This window comes from Croceicoccus sp. Ery15 (assembly GCF_020985305.1).
In the GTDB taxonomy this organism is placed as follows: Bacteria; Pseudomonadota; Alphaproteobacteria; order Sphingomonadales; family Sphingomonadaceae; genus Croceicoccus.
On sequence record NZ_CP087588.1, the window covers coordinates 1,327,570 to 1,345,142 of the forward strand.

General features: G+C 61.3%; 13 protein-coding genes and 1 tRNA gene. 12 read left to right on the forward strand and 2 right to left on the reverse strand.

Annotated features, from left to right (window positions below; translation table 11 throughout):
* Positions 1-47: 47 nt before the first annotated feature.
* Positions 48-2,114 carry an ATP-dependent DNA helicase RecG gene (gene recG, locus LOZ77_RS06565; RefSeq protein ID WP_230281792.1) on the reverse strand — a complete coding sequence of 689 codons (2,067 nt, stop codon included), beginning with the start codon at positions 2,112-2,114 and terminating at the stop codon, positions 48-50.
* Between the two features lie 64 nt (positions 2,115-2,178).
* On the opposite strand from recG, the gene LOZ77_RS06570 reads away from it, so the two are divergent.
* The 8 genes from LOZ77_RS06570 to LOZ77_RS06605 all read left to right on the forward strand — a co-directional run bounded on the left by LOZ77_RS06570 (position 2,179) and on the right by LOZ77_RS06605 (position 10,601).
* Entirely contained in the window at positions 2,179-2,475 is a 297-nt protein-coding gene (locus LOZ77_RS06570) for a succinate dehydrogenase assembly factor 2 (RefSeq protein ID WP_230281375.1), read from the forward strand.
* Positions 2,476-2,555: 80 nt separating this feature from the next.
* Entirely contained in the window at positions 2,556-6,101 is a 3,546-nt protein-coding gene (gene mfd, locus LOZ77_RS06575; protein ID WP_230281376.1) for a transcription-repair coupling factor, read from the forward strand.
* A gap of 95 nt (positions 6,102-6,196) precedes the next feature.
* Positions 6,197-6,979 carry an NAD kinase gene (locus LOZ77_RS06580; RefSeq protein WP_230281377.1) on the forward strand — a complete coding sequence of 261 codons (783 nt, stop codon included), beginning with the start codon at positions 6,197-6,199 and terminating at the stop codon, positions 6,977-6,979.
* Between the two features lie 278 nt (positions 6,980-7,257).
* Positions 7,258-7,332: transfer RNA gene (locus tag LOZ77_RS06585), tRNA-Asn, on the forward strand.
* Between the two features lie 163 nt (positions 7,333-7,495).
* Entirely contained in the window at positions 7,496-8,686 is a 1,191-nt protein-coding gene (locus tag LOZ77_RS06590) for a site-specific integrase (protein WP_230281378.1), read from the forward strand.
* A gap of 177 nt (positions 8,687-8,863) precedes the next feature.
* On the forward strand, positions 8,864-9,046 hold the full coding sequence (locus tag LOZ77_RS06595; protein ID WP_230281379.1) for an excisionase family DNA-binding protein: 183 nt from the start codon (positions 8,864-8,866) through the stop codon (positions 9,044-9,046).
* A 1-nt stretch (position 9,047) separates the two neighbouring features.
* Positions 9,048-10,091, forward strand: a complete 1,044-nt coding sequence (locus LOZ77_RS06600; RefSeq protein WP_230281380.1) for a hypothetical protein — start codon at positions 9,048-9,050, stop codon at positions 10,089-10,091.
* Between the two features lie 60 nt (positions 10,092-10,151).
* Entirely contained in the window at positions 10,152-10,601 is a 450-nt protein-coding gene (locus tag LOZ77_RS06605; protein WP_230281381.1) for a hypothetical protein, read from the forward strand.
* Between the two features lie 102 nt (positions 10,602-10,703).
* Here LOZ77_RS06605 and LOZ77_RS06610 read toward each other — a convergent pair whose 3' ends face one another.
* Complete coding sequence (locus LOZ77_RS06610; RefSeq protein ID WP_230281382.1) at positions 10,704-10,922, reverse strand: hypothetical protein; 219 nt, start codon at positions 10,920-10,922, stop codon at positions 10,704-10,706.
* On the opposite strand from LOZ77_RS06610, the gene LOZ77_RS17930 reads away from it, so the two are divergent.
* The 4 genes from LOZ77_RS17930 to LOZ77_RS06625 are packed head-to-tail and all read left to right on the forward strand — an operon-like array spanning position 10,830 to position 17,551.
* Positions 10,830-11,075, forward strand: coding sequence for an HGGxSTG domain-containing protein (locus LOZ77_RS17930; RefSeq protein WP_370638070.1), 246 nt, complete (start codon positions 10,830-10,832; stop codon positions 11,073-11,075). The two genes, LOZ77_RS06610 and LOZ77_RS17930, sit on opposite strands and share 93 nt — an antisense overlap.
* A 43-nt stretch (positions 11,076-11,118) precedes the next feature.
* Positions 11,119-11,706 carry a hypothetical protein gene (locus LOZ77_RS06615; RefSeq protein ID WP_230281383.1) on the forward strand — a complete coding sequence of 196 codons (588 nt, stop codon included), beginning with the start codon at positions 11,119-11,121 and terminating at the stop codon, positions 11,704-11,706.
* A 29-nt stretch (positions 11,707-11,735) separates the two neighbouring features.
* Entirely contained in the window at positions 11,736-16,646 is a 4,911-nt protein-coding gene (locus LOZ77_RS06620; RefSeq protein ID WP_230281384.1) for a type ISP restriction/modification enzyme, read from the forward strand.
* A gap of 2 nt (positions 16,647-16,648) precedes the next feature.
* Entirely contained in the window at positions 16,649-17,551 is a 903-nt protein-coding gene (locus tag LOZ77_RS06625; RefSeq protein WP_230281385.1) for an SIR2 family protein, read from the forward strand.
* Positions 17,552-17,573: the final 22 nt, after the last annotated feature.

Here is a 17,573-nt window from a genome sequence, read left to right on the forward strand (position 1 = left end):
TGCAACTCTTTCGCATGTGCGCCGCGCATGCAAGCCTGTCGGACACGCTACCCCCCGCGCAAAAGCTGCACGCCATAGTCGCGTTCGAACAAATACAGCGCCAGCCGCGCCGCATCGCCGCGCGGGCCCTCCAGATCGCTGCCCGCACGGTCGAGCAATAAGCGGGCATCGTCATGCGCGGCTTCGAGCAATTCCGTAATCTGTTCGAGGCTGGCGACGCGAAAGGCAGTTTCGCCCGACTGGCGCGTACCCAGGATTTCGCCCCCACCGCGCAGCCGCAAATCCTCTTCGGCAAGGCGGAAACCGTCCTGCGTCTCACGCATCAGCGCAAGCCGCTCACGCCCCGTTTCGCTCAACATCTGGCCGCGCAGCAGCAGGCAGACCGATTCCGCCGCCCCGCGCCCGACGCGCCCGCGCAACTGGTGCAGCTGGGCAAGGCCGAAGCGCTCCGCCTGTTCGATCACCATCAGCGAGGCATTGGGCACATTCACCCCCACCTCGATCACCGTGGTCGCCACCAGCACCGCAACTTCGCCGCTGGCAAAGCGGGCCATGTTCGCGTCCTTGATCTCGGGCCGCAATTGCCCGTGGACAAGGGTCACATTCCCCTCGCCCAGCACGTGCTTCAGCGCATCGAAACGCTCTTCGGCCGCGGCCAGATCCTCGCGCTCGTGCTCGTGCACCATGGGGCACACCCAATAGGCCTGCTTACCCGATTGTACATGGCGGACCAGACCGGCGACGACATCGTCCATCCGCTCGACCGGCACGACGCGCGTATCGATGGGTTTGCGCCCCGGCGGCAATTCGTCCAGCTGGCTGACTTCCATCTCGCCATGCTGGGCCAGCAGCAGGGTACGCGGGATGGGTGTTGCGGTCATGGCAAGGCAATGGGCCGTGGTGCGCGCCTTTTGCTGCAACATCAGCCGCTGCCCCACGCCAAAGCGGTGCTGTTCGTCGATCACCACAAGACCAAGATCGCGGTAATTCACGCTGTCCTGAAAGATGGCATGGGTGCCAACGACGATATGGATCGATCCATCCAGCAGCCCCATCATGATGGATTCGCGCGCACGCCCCTTGTCCCTGCCCGTCAGCAATGCGATTTCGACGCCGGTGCCGCGTGCCATTTCCTGCAGGGTCGCGTGATGCTGGCGCGCCAGAATTTCGGTGGGTGCCAGCAGAGCGGCCTGTTTACCGCATTCGATGGCGTTCAGCATGGCAAGCAGCGCCACTACCGTCTTGCCGCTGCCGACATCGCCTTGCAACAGGCGCAACATCGGGTGCGGCTGCGCCATATCGCCCTCTATCTCGCGGATCGAGCGCGCCTGCGCGCCGGTCAGCGCAAAGGGCAGCGTCAGCCGGTCGCGCAAACGACCGTCGCCCTGCATCGACGTGCCCTTGCGGCGGCGATTGTCGGCACGCACCAGCATCAGCGCCAGCGCGCTGGCGAACAACTCGTCATAGGCAAGCCGGTCGCGCGCTTCCTTGTGCCGCCCGCGGTGGACCAGGTGCAGCGCATCGCGCCATTTCGGCCAGCCGCGCCGCTCCATCACGCCGGGCTCGATCCATTCGGGCAATTCGGGCAGCGCGCCCAGTGCCTGCTCGATCAATGGTTGCAGCCGCCCTGCCGTCAGCCCGTCGGACAGCGGGTAAACCGGCTCACACGTCTGGCCCAGCGCCGTGCCGCCATCCTCCGACACGTGATCGGGGTGCACCATTTGCAGCGTGTCGTTAAATTGCTCCAGCTTGCCCGCCACCCAGCGCGCTTCTTCCAGCGGCAGCAATTTGCGCGCGGAATAGGATGCCCGCCCGAAATAGGTCAGCGCGATCCGTTCGCCTGCGCCATCCTCGGCCATCACGCGGAACGGACCCCGCCCGCTGCCGCTGGCGCGATAGGCCTTGGGCGTCAGCCTGATGATGATGTGTTCGCCGATCCCGCCTTCGGCCAGCGCGCCGATCTGGCGGCGTTCGATAAATCGGTCGGGCAGATGATAGGCGAAATCCTTCACATGCCGCAGGCCCAGCCGGTCTAGCGGCTTTTCAAGCTTCGCGCCGACGCCCTTCAGGCTATCGGCAGCGGCGAACAGGGGATTGAGCACTTCGGGACGCATGACGATGCTATAGCGCCGCATTCCGGCGCTTGCACCGCATCGCGCACGAGTATACCCGACCAGCATGAGCGACACCGCGAAACCCGACCAAGACCGGCTGAACCCTGAACGTTTGGGGCGGGCCAAGTTCCGCGCATGGCACCGCGGCACGCGCGAAGCCGATTTCATGATCGGCGGCTATTTCGACAAATGCCACGCCGAATGGGTGGAACAGGAATTGGCCTGGTTCGAGGCCTTGCTGGACGAGGACGACGTCGACATCATGGCATGGGCACTGGGCACGCAATTGCCGCCCGATCGCTTTGCAGGGCCAATGATGGATGCGCTGCAACGGCTGGATTACGTTCATATCCATAGATAGGCGGGCCCGGCAGCCGCCGATCGGGGGTTGCGGCAGGTGTATTCCGTCGCCAGATAGCGCCCCGAAATGACGAATTGCGCATGACCGATCTTCCCCGCCTGATCGCCGCGGATCAACCGCTGGTGCTGTCTTCGCTTGCGCGCGGCGCATTGCCGCTGGTCCTGTCCGATCTGGCGCGCGCGGCGCGCGGCACGGGCAATGCCGCACGCGCGGTCTTCGTCGCACCCGACGAGCAGGCGATGCAGGCAATCGCCGATGCCGCCCCGTTCTTCGCGCCCGAACTGGATGTGATCGAGTTTCCGGCGTGGGACTGTCTGCCCTATGACCGGTCCAGCCCTGCATTGTCGGTCAGCGCGCGGCGACTGGCGGCACTGCAGGCTCTAAACAATCGTGGGCAGGGCAAGGCCGACGGCCCGCAATTGCTGGTCACCACGGTCAATGCGCTATTGCAACGCGTGCTGACCCCGTTCCGCATACGCGAAGCTACGCGCATGCTGAAACCGGGGGCGGAGATCGGGCACGAAAGCCTGATCGCGCTGCTGCAACGACAGGGTTATGCGCGCAGCGATACGGCGATCGACGCAGGCGAATTTGCGGTGCGGGGTTCGATCTTCGATATCGTGCCATCGGGCCTGAAGACGCAGAATGACGCGGGCGAGACGATACAGGCGGGCCTGCGACTGGACTTCTTCGGCGACGAGCTGGAGAGCATGCGCCTGTATGATCCCACCACCCAGCGCACCACGGGCGTGGCCGAACAGCATCTGCTGCTGCCCGCGAGCGAGGCGCTGTTGTCGGAAGACACGATCAAGCGGTTCCGCGGCAATTACCGCGAGATGTTCGGCGCGAATGCCACCGGCGACCCGTTGTATCAGGCGGTGAGCGAGGGGCGGCGGCTGGCAGGGATGGAGCACTGGCTGCCCCTGTTCGAGGAAAAGCTGTCCACCCTGTTCGATCATCTGGGCAAGGACGACACGATTGTCATCGATGGCGGCGCGATCCGCGCGGGTGAGGAGCGCCTGGCCGAAATCCGCGATTACCGGCAGGCCCGCCAGCAGGTCGCGGGACAAAAGGCAGGCAGCTATCGCCCGCTGGCGACCGACGCGCTCTATCTGTCCGAGGATGAATTCAACGCCGCGCTGGCAAGCTGGCCGGTGCACCGCTGCTCGATCTTTGCCGAACCCGAAAGCGACAGGACGCTGGATTTCGGCTTTGCCTCTGCCCGGGATTTCGCGCCCGAGCGTTCGCGCTCGGAAAACATCTATGATGCCGCGTCGAAGCATCTGGAAAAGCAGGCGAAAGCAGACAAGCGCGTGGTGCTCGCCTGCTATTCCACCGGATCGCGCGGGCGGATCGTTTCGCAATTGGGCGAAGCCGGAAAGCGCGAACCCGCGCTGGCCGACAGCTGGCAGGAAGCGCTGGGAATCGCGGCCAAGGGACGCCCTGTCGCCGTGGTGCTGCCGCTGGAGAGCGGGTTTGCCAGCGAACAGATCGAGCTGCTGACCGAACGCGACCTGCTGGGCGACCGGCTGGTCCGCCGCAAGAAACGTCGCAAGGACGCCGATGCGTTTCTGGCCGAATTGCAGGCGCTGTCGCCGGGCGATCTCATCGTCCACATGGACCACGGCATCGGCCGCTATCTGGGCTTGCAATCGGTGCCCGTGGGCAAAAGCCCGCATGATTGCGTCGCGCTGGAATATCACGGCGGCGACAAGCTGTATGTTCCGGTCGAAAACCTCGACGTGCTGTCGCGCTATGGGTCCGAGAACGAGAATGCCGCGCTCGACCGATTGGGCGGAGAGGCGTGGCAAAAGCGCAAGAGCCGCCTGAAAGAGCGCATTCGCGAAATCGCGCATGAATTGCTGGCCACCGCCGCCAAGCGCGCGCTGCAAAAGGCGCCGGTGATCGAACCGGATGCCGATTACAATGCATTCGTCGACCGTTTTCCCTGGGACGAGACGGACGATCAGGACCGTGCCATCGGCGACGTGATGGGCGATCTGGCCGACGGGCGCGCGATGGACCGGCTGGTCTGCGGCGATGTCGGCTTTGGCAAGACAGAGGTGGCCCTGCGCGCCGCTTTCCTTGCGGCAATGGCAGGGCAGCAGGTCGTGATGATCGCGCCGACCACCTTGCTTGCCCGCCAGCATTACGCCAATTTTACCGAGCGGTTTGCCGGTTTCCCCATCAAAATCGGCCGGCTGTCGCGCCTTGTCCCCGCGAAAGAGGCCGCCGAAACGCGCGACGGGCTAGAGGCCGGTACCGTCGATATCGTCGTCGGAACCCATGCGATCCTGTCCAAGAGCGTCAGGTTCAAGCGCCTCGGCCTTGTCATCGTGGACGAGGAGCAGCGCTTTGGCGTCACGCATAAGGAAAAGCTGAAAGCCCTGCGCGCCAATGTGCATGTGCTGACCCTGACCGCCACGCCCATCCCGCGCACGTTGCAGATGGCGATGTCGGGCCTGCGCGAGCTTTCGGTCATCCAGACCCCGCCCGTCGACCGGCTGGCGGTGCGCACCTATGTGATGGAATGGGACGATATGGTCGTGCGCGAGGCTTTGCTGCGCGAACATCATCGCGGCGGTCAGAGCTTTATCGTCGTGCCGCGTATTTCCGACATGGGCGCGATAGAGGACTGGCTGCGCGAGAACGTGCCCGAGGTGCGCTATGTCGCCGCCCATGGCCAGATGCCCGCGACCGAGCTGGAAGAGCGCATGAGCGCGTTCTATGAGAAGAAATACGAAGTGCTGCTGTCGACCACCGTGGTCGAAAGCGGGTTGGACATCCCCTCGGCCAATACCATCGTGATCCACCGCGCCGACAAATTCGGCCTTGCCCAGCTGTATCAGCTGCGCGGGCGCGTCGGCCGGTCGAAACTGCGTGCCTATGCGCTGCTGACGCATGATGCCGGGGTGCAATTGTCCGAAGTCGCCGAAAAGCGGCTGAAGGTGCTGGGCGATCTGGATTCGCTGGGCGCGGGCTTCCAGCTCGCCAGCCACGATCTGGATATCCGCGGCGCAGGCAATCTGCTGGGCGACGAACAATCGGGGCATATCAAGGAAGTCGGCTTCGAACTCTATCAATCGATGCTGGAAGACGCGATCATGGCGGCCAAGGCGGGCGATCTGGGCGTGGTGGAGGACCGCACCGGCCTGTCCCCGCAGATCACCGTCGACGCCCCGATCATGATTCCCGAGGACTATGTTCCCGATCTGGCCGTGCGCATGGCGCTGTATCGCCGCCTGAACGATGCCGACGACAAGGACGCGATCGAGGGAATCGCCGCCGAAATGATCGACCGTTTCGGCCCGCTGCCTTCCCCGACCGAGAATCTCGTCAAGCTGATCGAGATCAAGGCGCAGGCACTGGCCGCCAATATCGCCAAGATCGATGTCGGCCCGCGCGGCGCGCTGATCCATTTCCACAAGGACCAGTTCCCCGATCCCATGGGCCTTATCGCCTATGTCGAACGGTTGAAGGGCACCGCGCGCCTGCGGCCCGACAACAAGCTGGTGATCGAACGCGCATGGGGTGATCCGAAGGCACGGCTGAACGGGCTGTTCCAGCTGACCAAGGGGCTGTCGTCCATCGTGCGGCGAGCGGGGAAACAGGCGCAACCCGCCTGATCGACCCGTCAGCCGCCCGATGGTCCCATTCCGGCGATTGCCATTACGCCCTACCATCCATAGGGTCCGCCGCGACAAGCCGACTAGAGGGGCGCATGGCAGAGTATAAGCGACTGGCGCTGGCCGTTTCCGACACCGACAAGGCGCAGCGCGCCGCCCAGCGCCTGCAGGGTGAGCACGACTGGGCACCGCTGGAGGACGCCGATGCCGTGGTCGTGCTGGGCGGCGACGGTTTCATGCTTCAGACGTTGCACCAGATGCTGGAGGCAAAGCGGATCATCCCCGCCTATGGCCTGAACCTTGGCACGGTCGGCTTCCTGATGAACAAGCTGGGCAGCGTGGGTGGCCCGATCGTCGAACGCGTGGCCAATGCCCGTGCGCAGACCGTCTCGCCCCTCGACATGACTGCCGTGACGCGCAGCGGCGAGACGATCACCGGCCATGCCATCAACGAAGTCTCGTTGCTCAGGGAAACACGCCAGACCGCCAAGCTGCAGATCAGCGTCGGCGGCAAGATCCGCATCCCCGAACTCGCCTGCGACGGTGTGCTGGTGGCGACCCCTGCGGGCTCCACAGCCTATAATTTCTCGGCCAATGGCCCGATCCTGCCCTTGTCCTGCGGGCTGCTGGCGCTGACCCCGATCAGCGCATTCCGCCCCCGTCGCTGGCGCGGGGCGATCCTGCCCGATCATCTGCCGATATCGATCAAGGCGCTGAACGTATCGAAACGGCCCGTTTCCGCGGTGGCCGATCAAAAGGAAATCCGCGACATCGTCAGCATCGATGTGAAGATCGCGCATGAATGCGACCTCACCCTGCTGTTCGACCGCGGCCACAGCCTGGACGAGCGGATCGTGGGCGAGCAATTCATGATCTGACCTGCACTCTGCTGATCCTCCGCCCTCGCCCGACCAGCGTCGCCTGGTACGCAGGACGCTTGTGGGCGTCGGTGTGGTTCTTGAAGTGACGGCCCTGCACCGGGTTGGCCCTTCCAGAGCCAATCCATTCCTTTGGCCGGCCGGTTTCTGCGGTCCGCACGCAGTTTTGCACAGCAAGCCCGTCCGGACCGGAAAAGATGTGAAATTCGGCTCTTGCCAAACGCCGCGCCCCTCCATATAGGCACGGCCCTGCCCCCTAAGTACCGCTTGGGGGCTGCTCCCCGATAGCTCAGCGGTAGAGCATTCGACTGTTAATCGAATGGCCGTAGGTTCGAATCCTACTCGGGGAGCCACTTTCCTTTTCGCAGGCGTTCGCCAGCGACCGCAAAACACCCAGAAACCCTAGGAAAACTAATCCGCAAGCGCCCGCGTGCGTGCGTTGCGTTTCGTCCCCTTTCGCGTTAGTGGTGGGGGACGAAATGGGGGAACAGACCAAACTCTAACTTTGAGGCGGGCATGGGCAAGTTGACGCAGGCACATATCAAGGCAGCCATCGGCAAACCGGGGAGACACCACGATGGCGACGGGCTGGTGCTGTTCGTTCGCGAATCTGGCCAAGCAAGCTGGGTGGCCCGCATTCAACATGACGGCACCCGGCGCGAGTTTGGCTTGGGAAGTCTTCGTGCAGTCGGGCTTGGCGAGGCGCGAGAGAAGGCTTCGACGGTCAAGGCCGCACTGGTAGCTGGTCGCGATCCGCATTTGGCGTTGAAACCGCCCAAGGAAATGACACGGACGTTCCGCGAGGCTGCCTTGGGCTTTCTGGAAGCCAAGGCAGCGGACGCCAAAATCTCCGACGCCAAGCGCAAGCAAAACCTTTCGCAGTTGAAGACATATGCATTCCCTGCCCTTGGCAAGTTGCAAGTCCAGAGCATCGACGCGGATGCCATAGCGGCCTGCCTTCGCCCGATCTGGACGCGCAAGCCGGAAACCGCACGCAAGGTCCGCAGCCTGATCATTCGGACGCTGCGCTTCGCTCGACCTGATGGCGCGCTGTTCATCGGCACGCTCGGCCCCGCTGTTGCCGACCGCCTGCCCGCACAGCCCAAGCGGGGGAACTTTGAGGCCATGCCTTACGCCGAACTGCCCGCCTTCATGTCCCGGTTGACGGACAAGGGCGGTATGGGTGCACTGGCATTGCAGGCAGCAATCCTGACCGCCGCGCGCAGTGGCGAGGTTCGGGGCGCGACGTGGGGCGAACTCGATCTGGATGCCGCCGTCTGGACGGTCCCGGCGGAGCGCATGAAAGCGCGGCGTGCTCACCGTGTTCCGCTATCGCCAGCCGCAGTTGCCCTGTTTCGCAAGGCCGCTGCGATCAAGCGCGCCGGAACCGACCTGATCTTCCCTGCCAATAGCGGCAAGTCGCTGAGCGATATGACGCTGACGAAAGTCCTACGGGATATGGACGCCCCTTTCACCGTCCACGGCTTCCGCTCCACCTTCCGCGATTGGGCTGCCGAACAGACGAGCCTGCCCGGCGAAGTGGCAGAAGCCGCTCTTGCGCACGTAGTGCCCAAGGCAGTTGAAGCCGCTTATCGGCGCACTGATTTCTTCGACAAGCGCCGCGAACTGATGGATTCCTGGAGCCGATTTGCCTCTGGAGGCAATGCCGCGTCCGTTTTGACGTTTGCTCCCCGATCTGCTCTCTGACACCGCTCACCGGCCATCCCAGCGATAGCGTATAAGTCGGATTACTTATCCCCAAAAACGGCTTATTTCAGCCATTTTCGCCTTGCGCAAACCACCGCAGCGAATCATGATGTTCCCCACGTGTTCCCGCGCAATCATTCGATTGCGAGCGGGAACCAACAAAAAGGAACATGGCGTATGGAACCCGTCCTTTGCAGTATCGCCGAAGCCGCCCGCAGCTTGGGCATTGGAAAGACCAAGACCTACGAACTGATATCCAACAATATGCTTGAGTGCGTGACTATCGGCACCCGCCGTCTGGTCAAGGTCGCAAGCATTAAGAATCTGGTCGGCACCGGCACGACCGACAGGGCAGCCTGATATGGCCCAGCCACAGGATACCCCTTCGATTGCCGACAAGTCGGTCAAACGGCCAAAGAAGCGCGGCCACCTCTTCATTGTCGATCTGCCCACCTTCGCGAAGGTATGCGACCTCGGCGATCCCGATGCAGCGGCGGCATATCTCATCCTTGCGGCAGGCACAGGCCCGGATAATCGCACCAGCACATGGTCGCGTGAAGCCATCAACCAGCGCACGGCATTGAACTGGCGAAAGGCTGATGCCGCAATGGCAAAGCTGGAGCAGAACGGCTTGATACGCTGGAAAAGCGGCAAAGGCACTCGAAAGCCTAGGATCGACCTTCCGCCCATTGAAACGCGACCGGCCATGCCAAGGAATGTAGCTGCTCTTTCTGCGCGCATCGAGCAAGGCCACCAGCCTCGCAATCCGAGCGAACGTTCCGCCGCTACAATTGGCGTGCGCGATGGTTGGCTTGCGCGCGACGCCAACGGTGTGCTGTCGATCATCTCCGACCGCCCATTGGAGAAAGCATTTCTGCCGATGGAACTTGTCGGCGACACATTTGGCTCAGCAGGCGGTCCAACGACCACAGTGATAGATCGCATCAGATTATCACGAGATCCGATGGCCCTGCGATTGCTGGTTGACCTCTACGCTTTGCAAGACTTGGCGGAATTTGGTGGTGTGGATCGACAGCACTTTTACCGGAAATTTGAAAGGCAGAAAGCCGGAGCAACCGGGTCATTGCAAATTTGGAAATTCACACGTGGCGGATCATGGGTGGCCTGGAAAGGGCCGCTCGATCATCATTGGCGTGAGCCAACCACTGAAGAGAAGAAGCAGGATAAGAATGCTGGTTCCGACTTCTTCGGCCGAGCAGAAATTCTAGCCGATGCCGGTGCGCTGGAATGGGTCTATTATCTGGCCGAGGATGAAACCGAAACTGCCCCATTGATCTACCCCGTCGCCGTTGAGCGCCATGGCAAGATGATCTGGACCGAACTGGAGTCCATCATTGGCGGCTATGCCATTCGCGCCGCCTGTGCATTGGACGGGGCCGGATGAGAGAATGCAAAGGATTGGGAAGGCTGGGCCCCATCTTCTTTCATACTTTCTGCCGACAAGTTGGCCCGCCAAGCGGCAATGGTTGGTGTTCCACGCCTCCGCCATCGAGCACGCACCACTAATGCATCGCGCTGGCGTCAGGAACTCGTCGATGGTGCTGGCAGCATAATTGCGATGTTTCGAGGCATTATCAGCGAGAATGCGCCAGCTTTGCTCGAAGAAGCTGATCGCCGGTTTGCTGACTTCAACGGTAGTTCAACGGAGATTTCAACGCAGGGTTCAACGCTGGATCAAGGCGACATCAACGATACCTCACAGTCAACTATACACGACCGAACTCGCGCGCCCGCGCGCTCGGAGGATGCGGACGCATCCGAGTTTCCGTCTGTCTGGTTGGATCGCGTGGAGCGGGAAGAAGCGGAAGCCATCGGCACAACGCTGGGCAGATTCATCACAGATTGGCAGGACGATACCGAGGAACATTTCCGTGCAACAGGCGAGAGGTTTTGACCATGTTGGCAGAGCGGCATTTCTTGAACGCGACATACTGGATTTCCAAGGCACCATCTTTTCCATTCACTGGTGAACCACAGCCGATAAGAGGATCAGTCGTTATTCCGTTTCCGGCTGATCGCATAAGGCGAAGCTGCATTGAACGACAAAACCATCGCCATGAATGATATCGAGCGCCGAGCACTCTGGCGGAATTGGTGCGATGAAGGCGGATACCTTCCGGCAGTGCTCGCGGGCCTCACCTGCGGTGCCACAACGCGAGGGGGAACGCCGTGCAAGCGTCGCGATCTTTATCGTTCCGGGCGGTGCAAGTTGCATGGTGGCCTCTCCACCGGCCCGCGAACAGCAAAGGGGAAGCGGCGCTCCGCTCGCAACGGAAAATGCGTCTCGAAAGGCAAACTCCATGGGAGGGTGAAGAAAGCTAATGATTTAGGAAAATCTGGCGACGCGCCCGCTGGCGGGGAACGCTGACATGGGTGGCTACGGCTCAGGACGATACGGTGGCAGGCCTACCGTGGATTCGTCTTTTCGCATCGATCTGGCTTGGATGCTGCGGACCGGACGAGCCAGAAATGGCTCTTGGCTGAGTGGTAGCCTGTCATGGTCCAGAGGCGGCGAGGAAGTCGGCTCTATTGGCTATCAGGCGATCATGCACCAGCCGGGCGACGAGCGACTGGAACTGTCCTACACGCGCGGCAGCGGCAAGGATCGGGAGCAAGTCCGCCAGACCGTGCGCCTTTGCCATACCGTCCCCCAATATGGCGGCAAGCGATGGTGGATGATTTGCCCCTTTCGCCATATTCGCGTGGGCAAACTTTATATGCCGCCCGGCGGCGACCGTTTCGCATCCCGGCAGGCATGGCGGCTGGGTTATCAGTGCCAGCGCGACGCGGCACGGGATCGTCCGTTTGAACGGCTGTTCCGGCTGCAAAAGAAATTGGGCTGCGATCAGGGCTGGGAGGCGGGTTTACGTCGCCCCAAAGGTATGTGGAACCGGACGTTTGATCGTCACATGGAGCGCTATTGGGAACTGGACGATGAATGCGCGCTGGAAATGATGGTGGTGATGCGGCGACTTGGCGGCTGGCCCTCCCCCGTCTAGCGTGCCGCGAATCTAGTTCTGGGGGTTAAATGTCTACGCCGCTTCGCCAACTTCTTGCTCAATACCGTGCAGCGGCCAAAACAGAACGCGAAAAGGGAACCTATTTCGAGCGGCTGGCCCTAGCGTTCATCAAGCATGATCCGGGCATGGTCCAAGAATACGAGGACGTTTGGACCTTCACTGATTGGGCCAAGGCCCACCGGCTGGACGGCAAGGATATCGGCATCGATCTGGTGGCCAAAATCCGGGACGAGGACAGCTTTTGCGCCATCCAGTGCAAATTCTATGCGGAAGGCTACCGCATCCAGAAGGGCGATATCGACAGCTTCCTTGCCAGCAGCGCCACCAAACATTTCTCGCGCGGGCTGGTGTTCGACACCACCGGCGCGCCGTGGAGCATCAATGCCGAAGCGTTGCTGGATGATCTGAACGTCACCCGCATCGGACTGGACCGGCTGGAGGAAAGCCCGATTGATTGGGCCGCATGGTTCCAGCGGGACGAAATAAAGGTTGCCGCGCCCAAGTCCCTGCGCCCCCACCAGATCGACGCGTTGACGGCTGTTCAAGACGGATTGGCGGACGCCGACCGGGGCAAGCTTATCATGGCTTGCGGCACCGGCAAGACCTTCACCGGCCTCAAGATTGCCGAGGAAATGACAGGTCCGGGCAAGACCGTGCTGGTGCTGGTGCCGTCGCTGGCACTGATGAGCCAGACCATCCGCGAATGGACCATCGATAGCGCCACGCCGCTGCGGTCCTATGCTGTGTGTTCGGACGTGCAGGTGGGGAAGCGCCGCCGCGATGCTGATGACGTGGCCGAAGTCGAACTGCACGATCTGGATTATCCTGCCACGACCAATGCCGCCAAACTGGCCAGCCGCGCGCACCATCCCGCGCCGGATCGCATGACGGTGGTTTTCTCGACCTACCAGTCCATTCAGGTAATCAGCGACGCCCAAAAGCTGCACAGCTTCCCCGAGTTTGACCTGATCATCTGTGACGAGGCCCACCGCACCACCGGGGCCACGCTGGCAGGTGAGGACGAAAGCAACTTCGTCAAAATCCACAATCAAGCATTCATCGCGGGCAAGAAGCGCATCTACATGACGGCCACGCCCCGCGTTTATGGCGAGGCGGTAAAGGCCAAGGCCAGCGAGGCATCCGCTGAACTGGCATCCATGGATGACGAAACCCTCTACGGCAAAACGCTGTTCACGCGCGGCTTTGGCTGGGCAGTCGAGAACCAGCTACTGACCGATTACAAGGTGCTGGTGCTGGCGGTTGATGAAGGCATGGTCAGCGGCGGCGTGCAGCACCGCCTTGCCGATGGCGGCACCGAATTGAAGCTGGACGACGCCACCAAAATCATCGGCTGCTACAAGGCGCTGACCAAGGCGGGCCTGAAGGGCGAACTGCTCACCGATGGCCAGCCGATGCATCGGGCGCTGGCCTTCTGCAAGGATATCGCGTCCTCCAAGCTGGTGCGGACCGAGTTCGCCAACGTGGTCAGCGAATATCTGGCATCGGACGAAGGGCAGGAAGCCATGGGCGATACAGCCCGGCTGGAATGCGAACTTCGCCATGTAGACGGCACAATGGGCGCTAAGGAGCGCGGCGTGCATCTCGACTGGTTGAAAGAGGATGCGGGCGAAGACGTTGCGCGCATCCTGTCCAATGCCCGCTGCCTGTCCGAAGGCGTGGACGTGCCCGCGCTGGACGCCATCCTGTTCATGCACCCGCGCAAGAGCCAAATTGACGTGGTGCAATCGGTGGGCCGCGTCATGCGCCGCGCGCCGGGCAAGCAGCTTGGCTATGTCATCTTGCCGATTGGCGTTCCGGCTGGCGTCACGCCAGAACAGGCGCTGGACGATAACGAGCGATACCGCGTCGTATGGCAAATCCTGAACGCGCTACGCAGCCATGACGAGCGCTTCGATGCCAAATTGAACCAAGCTGATCTAGGCGTGGACATCACCGGCTTCATCGAGGTTGTCGCTGTCAGCAACAAACTGCCCACTCGCTCTTCGACGACCATCGCGGGACCCGGAATAGGGCAAGGCGGCGCGCGCGGTGATGGTGACGACGAACCGACTGGCGGAGACAGCACTCCGCGCGGCGGCGACGGAACTCAGGGCGCATTTGCCTTTGACGAGTTCTCCCGCGCCATCATGGCCAAGATCGTCAAGAAGTGCGGACGACGGGACTATTGGGAGGACTGGGCAGGCGATATCGCCAAGATTGCTCAGACCCACATCACCCGCATCACCGCGCTGGTGGAAAAACCGGGCACACCGGAACGCGAGGCGTTTGAAGGCTTCCTTGCCGAAATCCGCGATGACCTGAACGATACCATTTCACAGGGCGAAGCCATCGAGATGCTGGCGCAACACCTGATTACACGCCCGGTTTTCGATGCGCTCTTCGAGGGATACGACTTCGCGCGCAATAATCCCGTCTCCAAGGCGCTAGAAGCGGTCCTGGAAGCGCTGGACGAACATCGGCTGGGCAAGGAAGCGCAAAGCCTCGAACGCTTCTATGAAAGCGTGAAGCGCCGCGCGGCGGGCATCGACAACGCCGAGGCCAAGCAGAAGATCGTGGTCGAACTCTACGACAAGTTCTTCCGCAACGCTTTCCCCAAGATGACCGAGCGGCTGGGCATCGTCTACACCCCGGTGGAGGTGGTGGACTTCATCATCCATTCGGTGAACGAGGTGCTGCAAAGCGAGTTCGGGCAGACGCTGGGCAGCAAGGGGGTGCATATCATGGACCCCTTCACCGGCACGGGCACCTTCATCACCCGGCTGCTACAGTCCGGCCTGATAAAACAGGAGGAATTGGCGTGGAAATACCAGAACGAAATCCACGCGAATGAGATCGTGTTGCTGGCCTACTACATCGCGGCCATCAACATCGAGGCGGTCTATCACTCGCTGTCTGGCGGCGATTACCAGCCGTTCGGTGGCATCTGCCTGACCGACACGTTTCAGCTTTACGAGCAGGACAAAGACCTGATCGCCCACCTGATGCCGGACAATAGCCACCGCCGCACCCGGCAGAGAGAGCTGGATATCCGTGTCATCATTGGCAACCCGCCCTATTCGGTGGGACAGAGAAGCGAGAACGACAACGCCGATAATGTCGAATACCCCCGGCTAGATGGCCGCATCCGCGAAACCTATGCCAAGCTTTCTAAGGCGACCTTGGCCAAGGGCTTATATGACAGCTATATCCGCGCGATCCGCTGGGCCAGCGACCGCATCGGCGATGCTGGCGTCGTGGCCTTCGTCTCCAACGCCGGATGGCTGGATGCGAACACCACCGATGGCCTGCGCCAATGCCTGACGGACGAGTTTGCCAGCATCCATGTTTTTCACTTGCGCGGCAATGCCCGCACCTCTGGTGAGACACGCCGCAAGGAGAAAGACAACGTATTCGGTCAAGGGACTCGCACCCCGGTGGCCATCGCCCTGCTGGTGAAGAACCCTGAGGCAGCAACTCATGGCCAAATCCATTTTCACGATATTGGCGATTATCTGACCCGCGACGACAAACTGGCGACCATCGCCAAGTTTGGCAGCATCGGCGGTATCACCACGGCGGGCGGCTGGCAGACCATCACGCCGGATGAGCATGGGGACTGGCTGGGTCAACGCGACAAGGCGTTTGATACCTTCTTGGCTCTAGGTGACAAGAAGGGTGGCGGCACAAAGCTGTTCGATAACTTTTCTCAAGGAGTGCTGACCGCTCGCGATAGTTGGGCCTACAATGCAAGCCGCAATGGCGTTGCGACCAATATGCGCGCGATGATCGAAGCTTATAATGCCGAACTGGAACGCTTTGATGATGCCCACCCTCGTGCTGATCGCAAAGCGCGGGGTCATGCGGTTGATGGGTTCATAGATACCGACCCGAGCAAGATCAGTTGGACGCGGGCACTGAAGGGCGATCTAGCCAAGGGCAAAACCTTCGCCTTCGATGCGGGTTGCCTAGCCCCAAGCATCTATCGTCCGTTTACGCGGCAATGGCTCTACTTCAGCCGCACGTTCAACGAGATGGTCTATCAGATGCCGCGCATCTTCCCGATGGGCGAGGACGCCGACAATCGGGTGATTTGCACATCGGGGACTGGCGCACTCGAGTTTTCGGCTTTGATGACGGAGAGACTGCCCAGCTTTGACAACATTTCCAAAGGTCAATGCTTCCCCCGCTACCTTTACGATGGCGAAATCGAGCCGACCGACGCCGGTGCCCAAGGCGGACTTTTCGCCGCCGCACCAGCCGCACAGGGCGGACGACGCGATGCAATCACCGATGAAGGCTTGGCACATTTTCAGGCCGCCTATCCGGGTGAGACGATCACCAAGGATGACCTGTTCCACTACGTCTATGGCCTGCTGCACAGCGAGGACTACCGCGCCCGCTTTGCCGATAACCTGGCCAAGCAGTTGCCCCGTATTCCAGCCGTCAAGAAGGCGGCGGACTTCTGGGCCTTTGCCGAGGCCGGGCGCAAGCTGGGCGACCTGCATTGCGATTTCGACAGCGCAGAACCGTTCCCCGTCACCATCGCGCAAGGCGATCTGCGGCTGGCCAATATCCCCGACCCGGTGAAGTTCTACCGCGTCGAGAAGATGAAGTTCGGCGGCAAGCGCCCGAACCTCGACAAGTCCACCGTGATCTACAACCCGCACATCACCATCACCGGCATCCCGCTGGAGGCATACGATTACGTGGTGAACGGCAAGCCCGCCCTCGAATGGGTGATGGAACGCCAGTGCGTCAAAACCGACAAGGCCAGCGGCATCGTCAACGACGCCAACCGTTACGCCACCGAAACCGTGGGCGATCCGGCCTATCCCTTGGTGTTGTTACAGCGAGTTATCACCGTAAGCCTTGAAACGATGAAAATCGTGCGCAACCTGCCCAAGCTGGAAATCGACTGACCATGATTGACGAGTTGTGTCACCGTGCTGGTGGGCGGGTTGCGCTGCTAATCGGCAATGGCATTCACCTCTATCCAAACGGGGGCCAAAGCTGGAACGCATTGGTTGAACGCTTGGCGCGAACCAACGGGTTCGCTTCGCCGGAAAAGGCAAAGAACCTGGCGATGCCGGAGTTCTACGATCTGATTGATTTGGGGCGGCCTGCCGAGAATGGCTCCAAGTCGGCCAGTCAGGCTTATCCGCTGAAGCGGCAGTTCTGTGATGGGATGGAAGGCTGGCAGCCTTCAGCGCACCATCAGGGAATCGTGGAATGGGCGATAAGGCATGGCTCCCCCATCCTGACCACAAATTTCGACCTTACGTTTGCTAAAGCCGCTCAGGCAGAAAGCCACTCACTGTTTCGCCCGCGTGGCAGCCGAAAACGCGCATCTGACTATTACCCTTGGGAAAAATATTTCGCCCGAGTGCCACTGGATCAGCCATGCGACGGATTTGGCGTCTGGCACATAAACGGTTTCATCTCGCATATCCGAAGCATCCGCTTGGGCCTCAGTGATTACATGGGCTGCGTGACGCGCAGTCGTCCATGGATTCTGGACGCAAGGGAGTTTCCCCACTGGGCCGCCGAAGACACTTGGCTGGATATCCTGTTTAAGATGCCCCTTGTTGTATTTGGCGTGGGGCTAGAGGGACAGGAAGTGTGGTTACGTTGGCTCCTGATTCAACGGGCCAACCTTTACAAGAAGCGCGGTGGTGCGCGTCCCCCTGCTTGGTATGTTTACCCGGTCGGAGAAGATGACGAACGACAGCGCGAAAAGCGGTTCTTCTTGGAATGCCTTGGTGTGGAACCATTCGAGGTCACTGACTATCCGGCGATCTACGATCCGCAGCATTGGGCTGGCTGATATTTTCTGGCTGACTTTGGCA

Coding starts and splice junctions, on each gene's coding strand:
- recG (WP_230281792.1), bottom strand. CDS start 2,114: ATGCGTCCCGAAGTGCTCAATCCCCTGTTCGCCGCTGCCGATAGCCTG.
- LOZ77_RS06570 (WP_230281375.1), top strand. CDS start 2,179: ATGAGCGACACCGCGAAACCCGACCAAGACCGGCTGAACCCTGAACGT.
- mfd (WP_230281376.1), top strand. CDS start 2,556: ATGACCGATCTTCCCCGCCTGATCGCCGCGGATCAACCGCTGGTGCTG.
- LOZ77_RS06580 (WP_230281377.1), top strand. CDS start 6,197: ATGGCAGAGTATAAGCGACTGGCGCTGGCCGTTTCCGACACCGACAAG.
- LOZ77_RS06590 (WP_230281378.1), top strand. CDS start 7,496: ATGGGCAAGTTGACGCAGGCACATATCAAGGCAGCCATCGGCAAACCG.
- LOZ77_RS06595 (WP_230281379.1), top strand. CDS start 8,864: ATGGAACCCGTCCTTTGCAGTATCGCCGAAGCCGCCCGCAGCTTGGGC.
- LOZ77_RS06600 (WP_230281380.1), top strand. CDS start 9,048: ATGGCCCAGCCACAGGATACCCCTTCGATTGCCGACAAGTCGGTCAAA.
- LOZ77_RS06610 (WP_230281382.1), bottom strand. CDS start 10,922: ATGCAACTTGCACCGCCCGGAACGATAAAGATCGCGACGCTTGCACGG.
- LOZ77_RS06620 (WP_230281384.1), top strand. CDS start 11,736: ATGTCTACGCCGCTTCGCCAACTTCTTGCTCAATACCGTGCAGCGGCC.
- LOZ77_RS06625 (WP_230281385.1), top strand. CDS start 16,649: ATGATTGACGAGTTGTGTCACCGTGCTGGTGGGCGGGTTGCGCTGCTA.